This is a genomic window from Streptomyces sp. NPDC008313, assembly GCF_042956125.1.
Classification (GTDB): domain Bacteria; phylum Actinomycetota; class Actinomycetes; order Streptomycetales; family Streptomycetaceae; genus Streptomyces.
Window position 1 is genome coordinate 59,037 of the sequence record NZ_JBIBFR010000022.1, and the last position, 12,464, is coordinate 71,500.

Sequence of the window (12,464 nt, forward strand, 5' to 3'; positions counted from 1 at the left end):
GCTAACCGTCGGCGGGTGTCATCTGCCAGGCATTTTCCGGGCGTGACGCGTGCCGGGCCCCGGCGAACGGAACGCTTGGTGCGAAAGTCTTCACGTGGGGGTGTATGAGGCTTACGAGATATATGAGGTGTACGAGTCGTTTTGCGTCACAACGGCGCATATGACGCGAAACGGGAGTCCGGCCAGACCATGAGCGACAAGCCGCAGACGCACGAGCCGAAGCCCACCCCCACGTCGGCACCGACGCCGACGCCGCAGAAGCCGACGCCCCGTAAGGCGAAGGCACGCGAGGCGGAGGCGCTTGAGCCCGAGGCGCGTGAGCCCGAGGCGCGGGCGCGGGACACTGGCCGGGAGCGGCCGTCCGACGCGCCCGGCGCGGCCGCCGCGGCCGCCGCATCCGTCGCGTCCGGCTCCGAGGCGGGCTCCGACACCGAAACCGGCACCGGCGCCGACTCCCCCTCGGCCTCCGGCCCCGAGCGGCCGTCGCGGCCGTCGCGGCCGCCGCGCACCGGCCTGCGCCGCTTCGTCCCCACCTGGCGGACGCTGCTCGGCACTTTCATCGGACTGGTACTGCTGCTGACCGGGCTGTTCGCGCTCGGCTACTACCTGGTCGGAATCCCCGCCGCGAACGCCTCGGCGGTCCAGCAGAGCAACGTCTACCTCTACGCCGACGGCAGCCAGCTCGCCCGTGACGGCGAGATCAACCGGGAGATCGTGCCGCTGGACCAGATCTCCCGGGTCACCCGGCACGCCGTGCTCGCCGCCGAGGACCGCGACTTCTACTCCGAGTCCGCCGTCGACCCGCAGGCGATGATCCGCGCCGCCTGGAACACGGCCACCGGCAAGGGCAGGCAGTCCGGTTCCACGATCACCCAGCAGTACGTGAAGAACTACTACCTGGCACAGGACCAGACCCTCACCCGGAAGGTGAAGGAGTTCTTCATCTCCATCAAGCTGGACCGCGAGGAGAGCAAGGACGACATCCTGGAGGGCTACCTCAACACCAGCTACTTCGGCCGCAACGCGTACGGCATCCAGGCCGCGGCGCAGGCCTACTACGGCGTCGACGCCCAGGACCTGACGGCCGCCCAGGGCGCCTACCTCGCCGCCCTGCTCAACGCGCCGAGCTCGTACGACGTCGTCGGGCACCCCGAGAACCGCGCCTCGGCCGTCGCCCGCTGGAACTACGTGCTCGACGGCATGGTCGAGGAGGACTGGCTGAGCGGCTCCGACCGGGCCGCCATGAAGTTCCCCACGCCGAAGAAGGCCCGGTGGGCGGCCGGGATGTCCGGACAGCGCGGGTACGTCGTCCAGGCCGTCAAGGAGTACCTGGCCGCCAACCGCATCCTCGACGAGGACACCCTCGCCGGCGGCGGCTACCGGATCACGACCACCCTGCACAAGCGCACCCAGAACGCCCTCGTCGAGGCCGTCGACGACCAGGTCACGGACGAACTCGACCGGAAGAACCGCAAGGTGGACGCCTACGTGCGCGCCGGCGGCGTCTCCCTCGACCCGGAGACCGGCGAGGTCATCGCGATGTACGGCGGCATCGACTACACCCAGCAGTACGTGAACAACGCCACCCGCCGCGACTACCAGGTCGGCTCCACCTTCAAGCCGTTCGTGTTCACCTCCGCCGTCGAGAACGGCTCGCGGACCCAGGACGGCCGTGTGATCAACCCGAACACCGTCTACGACGGCACCGACAAGCGCGCCGTCCAGGGCTGGGCCGGCCCCCGGTACGCGCCGGAGAACGAGGACAACGTCCGCTACGGCCAGATCCCGGTCCGCACGGCCACCGAGAAGTCCGTGAACGCGGTGTACGCGCAGATGGCCGTGGACGTGGGTCCCGCCGAGGTCAAGAAGACGGCGCAGGACCTCGGGATCCCGGCGGACACCCCGGACCTCGTCGCCGCCCCGTCCATCGCGCTCGGCCCGGCGACCGCCAGCGTCCTCGACATGGCCCAGGCGTACGCGACCCTCGCGGACCACGGCAGGCACCACCCGTACACGCTCGTCGCGAAGGTCACCAAGGGCGGCTCGCAGGACGTCCGGCTGCCCGGTCGGGACACCCGGCAGGCCGTCAGCCGGGAGGCGGCGGACACCACGACCGCGGTCCTCCAGGGCGTCATCAAGGCCGGTACCGGTACGGCCGTCGCCGGACTCGGCCGCCCCGCGGCGGGCAAGACGGGCACCGCGGAGGAGGACCAGGCCGCCTGGTTCGCCGGGTACACCCCGGACCTCGTCACCGTCGTCTCCGTGATGGGCCAGGACCCGAAGACGGGCGCGCACAAGCCGCTGTACGGCGCGCTCGGCCAGTCCCGGATCAACGGCGGCTCCTACCCGGCGCAGATCTGGGCGCAGTACACCAGGACGGTGCTGCGGAACGCCCCGGCGAGCGACTTCGAGCTGCGGCTCCAGGAAGGCGCCGACGAGACGGAGGCCCCGAGCACCTCACCCTCCCCGGGCGCGCCGGACGCGGGCGACCGGAGCGGGCGGGGGCACGGGGAGAGCCGGGAGCCGACGGCGGGGGACGACGGTCACAGCCCCTCCCGGGGGCAGACACGGGGCGGGGACCAGGACGGGACCCAGGGGCGCGGCGACGACGGGAGCACCACGCAGGACGGCGGCGCACCGGCAGGCGGCGGGACCCCGGACCGGGGCCGGACGGGCGGCGCCGGACAGCGGAGCGGCATCGCCACCGGGAGCGGGAGCGTGACACCGGACGTCAGGACGACCGGCCCCGTGACCGGCACGGGAGACGACGGCCGCGCGGTGCCGAGCCCGTACCGGCGGCCCGCACCGCAAGGACGCTGAGGCCGCCCGCCGGGCAGCGGGCACCGTGCGGCCCCGACCCGCGCGGCCCGCCTCACGTCTACAGGTAGAGCCCCGTCGAATCCTCGGAGCCCTCGAAGCGGTCGGCCGCCACGGCGTGCAGGTCCCGCTCACGCATCAGCACGTACGCCGTGCCGCGCACCTCGACCTCGGCGCGGTCCTCGGGGTCGTAGAGAACGCGGTCGCCCGGCTCGACCGTGCGCACGTTCTGCCCGACCGCGACGACCTCCGCCCAGGCCAGGCGCCGTCCGACGGCCGCCGTCGCGGGGATCAGGATGCCGCCGCCGGAACGCCGCTCGCCTTCGGCGGCGTCCTGCCGCACGAGCACGCGGTCGTGCAGCATCCGGATGGGCAGCTTGTCGTCGTGGGTCTTCTCGCTCACGCCCCGAACCTACCTGGCGCCGCGCCTTTCGTACGCAAGCGGGTAGGGGCTGGAACGCACGTCCGGGGCCGCGCACTCGCGCGGCCCCGGACGGAGATCCGGTGGTCAGACCACCGGGACGGTCGTCGCCCGCGTCACCGCCGGCGCCGCCGCGGCTGCGAGGCGCGCCGACGGGAGGTCATGGTGAGCAGGCCCACGAGGCCCACCACCACGAGCGCCACGGGCACGATGCGCTCCATCCGGGGCGCGCCCTCCTCGGAGACGAACTGTCCCTTCACGTCACCGACGACCCGGTTGACGCCGACGTAGGCGCGCCCCAGGGAGTGGTCGATGCCCGCGGCGACCTTCGCCTTCGCGTCGCCGACGATGGTCTTCGGGTGGACCCGGACACCGATCTCGTCGAGCGTCTCGGCCAGCGTTTCCCGACGGCGCCTGATGTCCGCCTCGATCTGCGCCGGGGTTCTGGTGTCCGACGTGTCCGACGTGTCCGCCACCGTGCTGCCTCCGTGATCGTCTCGGCCCGCCGGGGAGAAAGAACGCGGGCGGGAAACTCTTCGTCGACGGACAGTCTGTCAGCTCCGGGCGGCGCCGCACTGTCAGGACCCCCCGTTACGCTCGGGGGCGGCACCCGATTCCACCCGTGCCGCACCCGTACCCGAGCCCGCCCGACCCATGTACGAGGAGACCGGACCGATGAGCGAGCGACTCCAGCCGGGCGACACCGCCCCCGACTTCACCCTGCCCGACGCCGACGGCAAGGAGGTCTCGCTGGCCGGCCACAGGGGCCGCAAGGTCATCGTCTACTTCTACCCGGCCGCCCTGACCCCCGGCTGCACCAAGCAGGCCTGCGACTTCACGGACAACCTCGAGCTGCTGGCCGGCGCGGGGTACGACGTGATCGGCGTCTCCCCCGACAAGCCGGAGAAGCTCGCCAGGTTCCGCGAGAAGGAATCGCTGAAGGTGACCCTGGTCGGGGACCCCGACAAGACCGTCCTGGAGGCGTACGGCGCCTTCGGCGAGAAGAAGCTGTACGGCAAGACGGTCACCGGCGTCATCCGCTCCACGATCCTGGTCGACGAGGAGGGCAAGGTCGAGCGTGCGCTGTACAACGTGAAGGCCACCGGCCACGTCGCGAAGATCATCAAGGATCTCGGCGTGTAGGGACCCCGTGCTCAGGGTTCGCGTGACGGAAGTCCCCTTCCCGGGGGCTTCCGTTTGCGGCAGCCGTCTCGGAGCAAGTGATCCTTCGGAACTCCCGGAAACCCGGTGTGACCGAAAACGAGAGGATCACCCCCCATGGCGGCCAACGAGCCCGACATCGCGAAGGCCGCTGCCGACCCCCAGGCAGTGAAGCGGCACCGCACCCTCTTCAGGGCGGTCAGACGGCGCAGGAACCCGCCGCTGCGGCGCACCGACATCACGGTCACCGACGAGCGGGCCGTGCGGCGCGCCGTGAAGGCCGCCTCGCTGGGCAATGCCATGGAGTGGTTCGACTTCGGCATCTACAGCTACCTCGCGGTCACCATCGGCCATGTGTTCTTCCCGTCCGGGAACGACACGGTGCAGCTGCTGTCGTCGTTCGCGACCTTCGCGGTGTCGTTCCTGGTCCGGCCCATCGGCGGGATGGTGTTCGGCCCGATGGGAGACAAGGTCGGCCGCAAGAAGGTCCTCGCGCTGACCATGATCCTCATGGCGATCGGCACCTTCGCCATCGGCCTGATCCCGGCCTACGCCACGATCGGTTTCTGGTCCCCGGCGCTGCTGATCCTCTTCCGGCTCGTCCAGGGCTTCTCGACGGGCGGCGAGTACGGCGGGGCGTCCACCTTCATCGCCGAGTACGCGCCCGACAAGCGCCGGGGCTACTTCGGCAGCTTCCTGGAGTTCGGCACGCTCGCCGGGTACGTGGGCGCGGCGGGGCTCGTCACCCTCCTGACCGCGGTGCTCGGCGGCGACGGGATGGAGTCCTGGGGCTGGCGGATCCCGTTCCTGGTGGCCGGGCCCATCGGCATCGTCGGCCTCTACCTGCGACTGAGGCTCGACGAGACGCCCGCGTTCCAGAAGCTGGCGGACGAGTCCTCGCACCGGGCGTCCGAGGCGGCGACCGCCGTCGAGACCACCGCCAAGGGCGACCTCGCGGTCATCTTCCGGAACTACTGGCCGACGCTGATCCTGTGCATCTGCCTGGTCGGCGCGTACAACATCACCGACTACATGCTGCTGTCGTACATGCCGACCTACCTGTCGGACGAGATGGGCTACAGCGAGACCCACGGCCTGCTGATCCTCATCGCCACGATGGTGGTCCTGATGCTGGTCATCAGCCAGGTGGGCAGGCTCTCCGACCGCTTCGGCCGCAAGCCGCTGCTGATGTCCGGGATGCTGGGCTTCTTCGTGCTCTCCATCCCCGCGTTCCTGCTGGTCAAGCAGGGCAGCCTGGTCGCCGTCTCGATCGGCATGCTGATGCTCGGCTTCTCCCTGGTCTGCATGCTGGGCACGATGTCCGCGGCGCTCCCGGCCCTCTTCCCCACCCAGGTCCGCTACGGCTCCCTGTCCGTCGGCTACAACCTCTCCGCGTCCCTGTTCGGCGGCACGACCCCGCTGGTCATCACCGCCCTGATCAGCGTCAGCGGCACGGACATGATGCCGGCGTACTACGCGATGACCGCGGCCCTCGTCGGCGTCATCGCCGTCGCCTGCATGAAGGAGACCGCCCAGAAGCCCCTGGCCGGCTCCCCGCCCTCGGTCGGCACCCCCGAGGAAGCGGCGGCGATGGTCGAGGACAAGGCCGCGGTACCGCGGTTCTGACGCCCAGGAATCGGGCGTCGACTGCGGGGCGCTCCTCGGTACACTGAACGCCGCCGGTCGAGTTCGATGACCGCATGCGCGGCCGTGATGGAACTGGCAGTCATGCTGGGTTTAGGTCCCAGTGGGTTCACACCCGTGTGGGTTCGAGTCCCACCGGCCGCACGTCGCAGAGGGGCCGTCCGATCGGGCGGCCCCTCTCGCGGTCTCCGGGGAGTGTTCAGCCCAGGAGTTCCCGGATCACCGGCACCAGGGCGCGGAAGGCCTTGCCTCGGTGGCTGATCGCGTTCTTCTCCGCGGGGGTGAGTTCCGCGCAGGTGCGGGTCTCGTCGGTGGGCTGGAGGATCGGGTCGTAGCCGAAGCCGTTGGTGCCGGCGGGGGTGTGGCGGAGGGTGCCGGCAAGGCGGCCCTCGACGACCCGCTCGGTGCCGTCCGGGAGGGCGAGCGCGGCGGCGCAGGCGAAGTGGGCGGCGCGGTGGGGGGCGTCGATGTCGGAGAGCTGGGCGAGGAGCAGGTCCAGGTTGGCCTGGTCGTCGCCGTGCCGGCCCGACCAGCGGGCGGAGAAGATGCCGGGGGCACCGCCGAGGACGTCGACGCACAGGCCGGAGTCGTCGGCGACCGCGGGGAGGCCGGTCGCGCGGGCCAGGGCGTGGGCCTTGAGCAGGGCGTTCTCGGCGAACGTGACGCCGGTTTCCTTGACGTCGGGGATGTCGGGGTAGGCGTCCGCGCCGACGAGGTCGTGGGTGAGACCGGCGTCGGCGAGGATCGCCTTCAGCTCGGTGAGCTTTCCGGCGTTGCGGGTGGCGAGGATCAGGCGGGTCACGGGCCCAGTATCCCGGTCCCGGAGGACGGGCCGGGGCCTCGCCGTCACCGGGCCCGCCGTCGGCGGGCCGGCCCGGACGGGCTACGGCGTGCAGACCTTGGTGAGTTCGCCGGCCGCGTCCGTGACGGGGCTGATGTCGGGGGTCGCGTCGCCGTTGTCGATGGCGGTGCGGACGTTCTTGACGGCGGACTGGAGGTCGTCGACGGCCTTGTTGATGTCCGCGTCGTCCGTCTCGTCGCTGATCTTGCCCAGGTTCTTGTCGATGGAGTCGAGCGCTTCGTCGGCCTGGCCGGGGTCGTCCTTCGCGTTCTCGACGGCCTGCTGGAGGTCGGTGACACTGTCGGCAATGGAGTCGGCGGTCTGGACGCAGTCCAGGGCCTTGTCGACGGCGTCGCAGCCGACGGCCGCCGGGAGGGCGACGAGTACGGCGGCGACGGCGAGAGCGGCGGTACGACTTCGGTGGCGCGCGGCCATGGAACGGTCCTCCCCGTGAACAGCATGTGATCGACGGGCGTCCGGCAAGAGCCGAACGTCCGTACCCCTAAGAACGCCGTGCCACGCTACGCGGTTGCCTCCCGCGGCGCACCCGTCCGCGAGGAGTGCGCGCGGGAGACCCTGCCGGTGTCAGGAGAGCGTCGCCTCCAGCGCGGCGCGCTGGGCCGCGGCGAGTTCGTCGCAGCCCGCGACGGCCAGGTCGAGGAGGGCGCCCAGTTCCTTGCGGTCGAAGGGCTCGGCCTCCGCGGTGCCCTGGACCTCGACGAAGCGGCCGTCGCCGGTGCAGACGACGTTCATGTCGGTGTCGGCCCGCACGTCCTCCTCGTAGCAGAGGTCGAGGAGCGGGACGCCGCCGACGATGCCGACGGAGACGGCGCTGACGGTGCCGGTCAGCGGCTTGCGGCCGGCCTTGACGAGCTTGCGGCCCTGCGCCCAGGCGACGGCGTCGGCGAGGGCGACGTACGCGCCGGTGATGGCGGCGGTGCGGGTGCCGCCGTCGGCCTGGAGGACGTCGCAGTCGAGGACGACGGTGTTCTCGCCGAGCGCCTTGTAGTCGATGACGGCGCGCAGGGAGCGGCCGATGAGGCGGCTGATCTCGTGGGTGCGGCCGCCGATCCTGCCGCGTACGGACTCGCGGTCGCCGCGGGTGTTGGTGGAGCGGGGCAGCATGGAGTACTCGGCGGTCACCCAGCCCTCGCCGCTGCCCTTGCGCCAGCGCGGGACGCCCTCGGTGACGGAGGCGGTGCAGAGGACCTTGGTGTCGCCGAAGGAGACGAGGACGGAGCCCTCGGCGTGCTTGCTCCATCCCCGCTCGATGCTGATGGGACGGAGCTGTTCGGGGGTACGGCCGTCGATGCGAGACATGGCGACGAGCCTAGGGCCTGTCCGGCGGACCATGCCGCAGATGCGGGGACTGGCACCGCTGGTTCACTGCGACTTGATCCACCGGACAGACCCTAGCCGCACACACGAGAGGGGTCCGTCCCGTGGTGGGAAGGACCCCTGTCGGGTGAACCTCTGGAGGTCAGCGGTTCACATCATGTCTTCGATGTCCGTCGCGATCGGGTCGGCGTCCGTGCCGATGACCACCTGGATCGCGGTGCCCATCTTGACGACGCCGTGGGCGCCGGCGGCCTTCAGAGCGGCCTCGTCGACCTTGGAGGGGTCGACGACCTCGGTGCGGAGGCGGGTGATGCAGCCCTCGACCTCTTCGATGTTCTCGATGCCGCCGAGCCCGGCAACGATCTTCTCAGCCTTGCTGGCCATGTCCTTCTCCCCTGATCCGAACCGCTTTGTCGCAGTAACCCACAGTTGGCCCATCTTCGCGAGCGGTCCCGCGTCCCGTACCGAATGATGTCGGTCACGGGACACCGGCCGCCCGCCACGCTTCCGCAACTGGTCTACACCAGTTTTCGACGGCCGCCAAACCCGGCTCGGCTCCCGGAGGACGCCCATGAGTGCCGACAGTGCGGCGCCCCCGCTGCGGGCCCGGTGGAACACCCTCTTCCAGGGCCTGCAGAAGATGGGGCGCAGTCTGCAGCTGCCGATCGCCGTCCTGCCGGCCGCGGGCATCCTGAACCGGCTCGGCCAGCCCGACGTGTTCGGCGACCAGGGGCTCGGCTGGACCGATGTGTCCAAGGTGATGGCGGGCGCGGGCGGCGCCCTGCTCGACGGCTCGCTGGGGCTGCCGATGCTGTTCTGCGTCGGCGTGGCGATCGGGATGGCGAAGAAGTCGGACGGTTCCACGGCGCTCGCGGCGGTCGTCGGGTTCCTCGTCTACTACACGGTGCTGCACGAGTTCCCCGAGCGGTGCGCGGACGGGTCCGAGGCGCTGGAGAAGATCGGCTGCCAAGCGGCGGACCATTCGGTGACCGCGTTCACGTACCAGAATCCCGGGGTGTTCGGCGGGATCGTCCTGGGTCTGCTGACCGCGTACCTCTGGCAGCGTTTCCACCGTACGAGGCTGGTCGACTGGCTCGGCTTCTTCAACGGGCGGCGGCTGGTGCCGATCATCATGTCGTTCGTCGCCATCGCGTTCGCCGCGCTGTGCCTGTGGGTCTGGCCGCCGATCGGTGACGCGCTGGAGAGCTTCAGCGACTGGCTGGTGAGCCTGGGCGCCTGGGGCGCCGGGGTGTTCGGCCTGACCAACCGGGCGCTGCTCGTCATCGGTCTGCACCAGTTCCTGAACGTGCCCATCTGGTTCCAGTTCGGCAGCTTCACCGCGCCGGACGGGGACGTGGTCCACGGCGACATCAACATGTTCCTGGCGGGCGATCCGAACGCGGGCCAGTTCACGTCGGGGTTCTTCCCGATCATGATGTTCGCGCTGCCGGCGGCCGCGCTGGCCATCACGCACTGTGCGAAACCGCACCGCCGCAAGGAGGTCGGCGGCCTGATGCTGTCGGTGGCGCTGACGTCGTTCGTCACCGGGATCACCGAGCCGATCGAGTACTCGTTCCTGTTCATCGCGCCCTTGCTGTACGCGGTGCACGCGGTGCTCACGGGGGTGTCGATGGCGGTGACCTGGGGGCTCGGGGTGCATGACGGGTTCAGCTTCTCGGCGGGCCTGATCGACTACGTCATCAACTGGAACCTGGCCACGAGGCCCTGGGCGATCATCCCGATCGGGCTGTGCTTCGCGGCGGTGTACTACGTGGTCTTCCGGTTCGCGATCACCCGGTTCGATCTGAAGACGCCGGGGCGGGAGCCGGAGGAGGAGGTCGAGGACACGACGCGGGCGTAGCCGACGCGGGGTCGTTCCCGGTGTTCGCGAGGGTCCCGGACAGACCGGTCCGGGGCCCTTCGGCGTGCGCGACCCCGGCGCCCTTCGGGGCGGTTGAACCGGGGTGTTCCGGTATGTCCAGGGCCACAGGAACTGTGGGTTCCTTATCCAGCCTTCACCGTGCTACAACAGGTCTACACCACTGAGTGGTGTAGACCACGCGGTGCTGCCCCACCCCGTTTCCCCCTTCCCGTCCCCGGCAGCGCCAGCACATGGAGGAACTATGAGCACCGCCAGCGCAACGGCGGCTCCCGCAAAGAAGCGGGGATCCGGTCTGTTCCAGGGCCTGCAGAAGGTCGGTCGCAGCCTACAGCTGCCGATCGCCGTGCTTCCGGCGGCGGGCATCATGGTCCGGCTCGGTCAGGACGACATCTTCGGCAAGGACGGTCTCGGCTGGGACAAGGTCGCCGCCGTCTTCAACAACGCCGGCGGCGCGCTGACCGGCTCGCTGCCACTGCTGTTCTGCATAGGCGTGGCCATCGGCTTCGCCAAGAAGGCCGACGGCTCCACCGCGCTGGCCGCCGTGGTCGGCTTCCTCGTCTACAGCAAGGTGCTCCAGGCCTTCCCGGTCACCGAGGCGGTGGTCAAGAAGGGCCCGGACGTCGCCGCGACGTACAACGACCCCGGCGTGCTCGGCGGCATCATCATGGGCCTGCTCGCCGCCGTGCTGTGGCGGCGCTTCCACCGTACGAAGCTGGTGGACTGGCTCGGCTTCTTCAACGGCCGCCGCCTGGTCCCGATCATCATGGCGTTCGTCGGCCTCGTCATGGGCGTCTTCTTCGGCCTGATCTGGGAGCCCATCGGCGAGGGCATCTCGAACTTCGGCGAGTGGATGACCGGGTTGGGCTCGGGCGGTGCCGCCCTGTTCGGCGCCGTGAACCGCGGTCTGATCCCTATCGGTATGCACCAGTTCGTCAACACCGTGGCGTGGTTCCAGATCGGCGACTTCACGGACGCCTCCGGCCAGGTCTTCAACGGCGACTACAACCGCTTCCTGCACGGTGACCCGAGCGCCGGTATGTTCATGTCCGGCTTCTTCCCGATCATGATGTTCGGTCTGCCGGCCGCGGCTCTCGCCATGGCGCACACCGCTCGCCCCGAGCGCCGCAAGGCTGTCCTCGGCATGATGGTCTCGCTGGCGCTGACCTCGTTCGTCACCGGCGTGACCGAGCCCATCGAGTTCTCGTTCATGTTCATCGCGCCACTGCTGTACGTGCTGCACGCGGTACTGACCGCCGTCTCGATGGCGGTGACGTGGGCCCTCGGTGTGCACGCCGGGTTCAACTTCTCCGCCGGGGCCATCGACTACGTGCTCAACTGGCACCTGGCGACCAAGCCCTGGCTGATCATCCCGATCGGACTGGTCTTCGCGGCGATCTACTACGTGACCTTCCGCTGGGCGATCGTCAAGTTCAACCTCATGACCCCGGGCCGCGAGCCCGAGGAGGAGGTCGAGGACCTCACCAAGGCGTGAGCCTCACCCGCGACAACGCCCGAGGGCCCCGGAACCGTCTGGTTCCGGGGCCCTCGGGCGTTCGCTTGCCCGCCGCTCAGATCTCGTACGTCGCGCCGGGCTTCGCCTGGTCGACCGGGCCGTCGTAGACCGCCCGGGCGTCGGCGAGGTTGGTGCGGGGATCCGTCCACGGGGGGATGTGGGTGAGGACCAGGCGGCGGGCGCCGGCGCGGGCCGCGGACTCGCCGGCCTCGCGGCCGTTCAGGTGGAGGTCCGGGATGTTCTCCTTGCCGTGCGTGAACGCGGCCTCGCAGAGGAACAGGTCGGTGTCCCGGGCGAGTTCGTCCAGCACCCCGGTCACGCCCGTGTCCCCGGAGTACGTCAGCGACGTACCGCCGTGCTCGACGCGGATGGCGTACGCCTCCACGGGGTGGCGCACCTTCTCCGTGTGGACGGTGAAGGGACCGATGTCGAACGTGCTCGGCTTCACCGTGTGGAAGTCGAAGACCTCGCTCATGGACGAGGCGGAGGGGGTGTCGGCGTAGGCCGTCGTCAGGCGCTGCTCGGTGCCCTCGGGTCCGTAGACCGGGATCGGGGCGCAGCGGCCGCCGTCGTGCCGGTAGTACCGCGCCACGAAGTACGCGCACATGTCGATGCAGTGATCGGCGTGCAGATGGCTGAGGAAGATCGCGTCGAGGTCGTACAGACCGCAGTGGCGCTGCAGCTCGCCGAGGGCACCGTTGCCCATGTCGAGGAGCAGCCGGAAGCCGTCGGCCTCTACGAGGTAGCTCGAGCAGGCCGATTCCGCGGACGGGAACGACCCCGAGCAGCCGACGACGGTGAGCTTCATGGAGCCGCAACCTCCGACGGGGGTGGGGAACGGGATGAG

General features: G+C 70.3%; 12 protein-coding genes and 1 tRNA gene. 6 read left to right on the forward strand and 7 right to left on the reverse strand.

Features of this window, described 5'->3' with window-relative positions; genetic code table 11:
* The first annotated feature begins 189 nt into the window (after positions 1-189).
* Positions 190-2,820, forward strand: a complete 2,631-nt coding sequence (locus tag ACFY93_RS26385) for a transglycosylase domain-containing protein (RefSeq protein WP_391363458.1) — start codon at positions 190-192, stop codon at positions 2,818-2,820.
* A 58-nt stretch (positions 2,821-2,878) separates the two neighbouring features.
* Here the strand turns inward: ACFY93_RS26385 and ACFY93_RS26390 are convergent, their stop codons facing one another.
* Positions 2,879-3,220 (reverse strand): GroES family chaperonin, encoded by a 342-nt coding sequence (locus ACFY93_RS26390; protein ID WP_391363459.1) that lies wholly within the window; start codon positions 3,218-3,220, stop codon positions 2,879-2,881.
* A 134-nt stretch (positions 3,221-3,354) separates the two neighbouring features.
* A complete protein-coding gene (locus ACFY93_RS26395) occupies positions 3,355-3,714 on the reverse strand; it encodes a DUF3618 domain-containing protein (protein WP_391363461.1) in 360 nt (119 codons plus the stop codon).
* Between the two features lie 199 nt (positions 3,715-3,913).
* On the opposite strand from ACFY93_RS26395, the gene bcp reads away from it, so the two are divergent.
* From bcp to ACFY93_RS26410, 3 genes are all read left to right on the forward strand, one after another.
* A complete protein-coding gene (gene bcp / locus ACFY93_RS26400) occupies positions 3,914-4,381 on the forward strand; it encodes a thioredoxin-dependent thiol peroxidase (RefSeq protein WP_391363463.1) in 468 nt (155 codons plus the stop codon).
* Between the two features lie 135 nt (positions 4,382-4,516).
* Entirely contained in the window at positions 4,517-6,025 is a 1,509-nt protein-coding gene (gene proP / locus ACFY93_RS26405) for a glycine betaine/L-proline transporter ProP (RefSeq protein ID WP_391363465.1), read from the forward strand.
* A 78-nt stretch (positions 6,026-6,103) separates the two neighbouring features.
* Positions 6,104-6,187: transfer RNA gene (locus ACFY93_RS26410), tRNA-Leu, on the forward strand.
* 55 nt (positions 6,188-6,242) lie between these two features.
* On the opposite strand, the gene rdgB is transcribed toward ACFY93_RS26410, so the two are convergent.
* The 4 genes from rdgB to ACFY93_RS26430 form a co-directional block, all read right to left on the reverse strand.
* Complete coding sequence (gene rdgB, locus ACFY93_RS26415; protein WP_391363467.1) at positions 6,243-6,845, reverse strand: RdgB/HAM1 family non-canonical purine NTP pyrophosphatase; 603 nt, start codon at positions 6,843-6,845, stop codon at positions 6,243-6,245.
* A gap of 81 nt (positions 6,846-6,926) precedes the next feature.
* A complete protein-coding gene (locus tag ACFY93_RS26420) occupies positions 6,927-7,319 on the reverse strand; it encodes a hypothetical protein (protein ID WP_391363468.1) in 393 nt (130 codons plus the stop codon).
* Between the two features lie 150 nt (positions 7,320-7,469).
* Positions 7,470-8,204, reverse strand: a complete 735-nt coding sequence (gene rph, locus ACFY93_RS26425; protein WP_391363470.1) for a ribonuclease PH — start codon at positions 8,202-8,204, stop codon at positions 7,470-7,472.
* Between the two features lie 168 nt (positions 8,205-8,372).
* A complete protein-coding gene (locus tag ACFY93_RS26430; RefSeq protein ID WP_391363472.1) occupies positions 8,373-8,606 on the reverse strand; it encodes a glucose PTS transporter subunit EIIB in 234 nt (77 codons plus the stop codon).
* Positions 8,607-8,793: 187 nt separating this feature from the next.
* Here ACFY93_RS26430 and ACFY93_RS26435 point away from each other — a divergent pair, with 187 nt between their 5' ends.
* A complete protein-coding gene (locus ACFY93_RS26435) occupies positions 8,794-10,083 on the forward strand; it encodes a PTS transporter subunit EIIC (RefSeq protein WP_391363474.1) in 1,290 nt (429 codons plus the stop codon).
* Positions 10,084-10,345: 262 nt separating this feature from the next.
* Positions 10,346-11,596 carry a PTS transporter subunit EIIC gene (locus ACFY93_RS26440; RefSeq protein ID WP_391363475.1) on the forward strand — a complete coding sequence of 417 codons (1,251 nt, stop codon included), beginning with the start codon at positions 10,346-10,348 and terminating at the stop codon, positions 11,594-11,596.
* A 76-nt stretch (positions 11,597-11,672) separates the two neighbouring features.
* Here the strand turns inward: ACFY93_RS26440 and ACFY93_RS26445 are convergent, their stop codons facing one another.
* Positions 11,673-12,425, reverse strand: coding sequence for an MBL fold metallo-hydrolase (locus tag ACFY93_RS26445; RefSeq protein WP_391363477.1), 753 nt, complete (start codon positions 12,423-12,425; stop codon positions 11,673-11,675).
* Positions 12,426-12,464 lie beyond the last annotated feature (39 nt).